The organism is Lentilactobacillus parafarraginis DSM 18390 = JCM 14109, assembly GCF_001435895.1.
Taxonomy (GTDB): Bacteria; Bacillota; Bacilli; order Lactobacillales; family Lactobacillaceae; genus Lentilactobacillus; species Lentilactobacillus parafarraginis.
This window is the reverse complement of record NZ_AZFZ01000150.1, coordinates 1-1,970: the sequence shown is the minus strand read 5'-3', so window position 1 is coordinate 1,970 and position 1,970 is coordinate 1. Positions and strand designations below refer to the sequence as shown.

The window sequence follows — 1,970 nt, the reverse complement described above, 5'->3', positions numbered from 1 at the left end:
TTAAAGTGTCCAACTTGCAGGGTTCACTTCATTGCGTACGCGTCATTCTTAGGGCCGCTGGGAAAAATAACCCCGTTTTTAACTTGTTCATTTTTTGCCATGATATTGCTTCCTTTCTTTAGGCCTGCTTGGTTGGATAAATTGTAAATTCGTTGACGTTAACCTCTTCGGGCTGATCAACGGCGAAGTTCACGACTCGGGCAACCGCGTCAGGAGTAATCCCAACTGAATCATATAACTGATCCATTCCGGACCGGGTTGCCTGATCGGAAATTGTGTGCAGCAACTCGGTGTTAATCGCCGCTGGATACAGCGTTGCGGTGCGGATATTGGTGCCTTCCTGGGCACTTTCCATTCGAATCACTTCCATTAAATTACGAACGGCAAATTTAGTTGCTCCATACACCCCAGCGCCGGGGAAACTCTTAATGCCGGCAACCGATGAGGTCGTAATAATTTGACCGTGCTTTTGAGTGGTGAAATCAGGCATCACCGCCGCCACGCCATTTAAAACGCCCTTCAAATTAATATCGATCATCGCGTTCCACTCATCAATGTGCAACGCGCTAATTGGTGAACTGGGCATGATCCCGGCATTATTGAAAATCACGTCAATCCCACCAAAGGTTGCCTTGGCTTGGGCTACTAGCGCCTTTAAATCGTCTGGCTTTGTGACATCGGTTACCCGGTAGTCGGCCTGGCCACCCGCCTGTTTAATATCGTTTACAATCGTCTGCAGGCGACTTTCTCGGCGGGCTCCCAGAACAACTTTAGCGCCATTTTTCGCCAATAATTTGGCACTGGCTTCACCAATCCCTGACGACGCGCCGGTAATCACGATCACTTTATTTTGTGTACTCATACTTTAATCCCCTTTCCGATACAATTAACTTTACAAATCACAGGTTACATCTTAAAGTGGACTTTAAGTCAACAGCTAATTTCGAAAAAGATTGGAGATTATCATGCAAGAAATGAGAACTGAACCAACGTACGCCATCGGTGAATTTGCAGCTAAGGTCGGCCTCAGTGCCCCGACCATCCGTTACTATGAACGCGAGGACCTCTTGAAGTCCCACCGTGAGGCAAATGGGCGGCGGTACTTTACAGACACCGACGTCAACTGGGTGCGTTTTTTGCTTCATTTAAAAGGCACCGGCATGAGCATCCAAGATCTCAAACAGTACGTTGAATGGCGGGCCCAAGGCGATGAGACGATTCCCAATCGGTTAACGCTCCTCAAAGAAACGCGGAACGATTTTATGGAAAAATATCGTGAAGTTCAGCACCACCTGCAAATCCTCAACGACAAGATCAACTGGTACCAAAATAAAGAAGCCGGCAAGACCACTTCAACGGAACCGTTTGCCGAGTACCTCAAACGGATTGGCCACAGTGAATAATGGTTTACAAATTCGATTGGACACGATAAGGTTAATAGTGATCATTTGTTTTGAACGTTAGCGAAAGGATTCCCCAATGAAAAAATTACTATTAGCAGCATTACTTTTTGGCTCCCTCATTGGGATTGCCGATTACGCCATCATGACAACAAACGCATCCAGCACTGATCATTCCAAATCAAGCCGTCTGGCTGCCAATAATCCGGCACGGCAAAAAAAGTTCCAACAGATGAAGCACGAATTTACCGGGAATCTGAAATTTTATGACCTGAAACACGACTCGGTCATCACCAAGGACATCGTTGTTCCAAAAAGCACCCGCTTGGCTCACTGGGGGATGCGTTACTATAAGGATTATGTCTTCAAGAAGAGCTTTCATTTTCGTAATTTGAATCAGGTATTCGAGAAACCGTCCCTCACCAATCGCCCGACGGGATCGGCGCCGAAGATTTCGTCTCAGGTGCCGGTAAACACTTCACAGCGTTCCCACCAACAAGGCGCGTCGCTGCCGGCCGATCCGATGGCAAAGTGACAATTAAATTAGGGTCCGTCTGAAAACTTTATTTC

General features: G+C 47.0%; 3 protein-coding genes. 2 read left to right on the top strand and 1 reads right to left on the bottom strand.

Going from position 1 to position 1,970, the window contains the following annotated elements; all coding sequences use genetic code 11:
- Window positions 1-118: 118 nt before the first annotated feature.
- Window positions 119-862: an SDR family oxidoreductase gene (locus FD47_RS14370; RefSeq protein WP_056980831.1), complete on the bottom strand. Its 744-nt coding sequence runs from the start codon at window positions 860-862 to the stop codon at window positions 119-121.
- Window positions 863-965: 103 nt separating this feature from the next.
- Between FD47_RS14370 and FD47_RS14365 the strand changes: the two genes are divergently transcribed.
- A complete protein-coding gene (locus FD47_RS14365; protein ID WP_054736735.1) occupies window positions 966-1,403 on the top strand; it encodes a MerR family transcriptional regulator in 438 nt (145 codons plus the stop codon).
- Window positions 1,404-1,479: 76 nt separating this feature from the next.
- On the top strand, window positions 1,480-1,935 hold the full coding sequence (locus FD47_RS14360; RefSeq protein WP_054736734.1) for a hypothetical protein: 456 nt from the start codon (window positions 1,480-1,482) through the stop codon (window positions 1,933-1,935).
- Window positions 1,936-1,970: the final 35 nt, after the last annotated feature.

Bases quoted from the DNA above. Each gene is read 5' to 3' on its own strand.
- FD47_RS14370 (WP_056980831.1), bottom strand. From the start codon at position 862: ATGAGTACACAAAATAAAGTGATCGTGATTACCGGCGCGTCGTCAGGG.
- FD47_RS14365 (WP_054736735.1), top strand. From the start codon at position 966: ATGCAAGAAATGAGAACTGAACCAACGTACGCCATCGGTGAATTTGCA.
- FD47_RS14360 (WP_054736734.1), top strand. From the start codon at position 1,480: ATGAAAAAATTACTATTAGCAGCATTACTTTTTGGCTCCCTCATTGGG.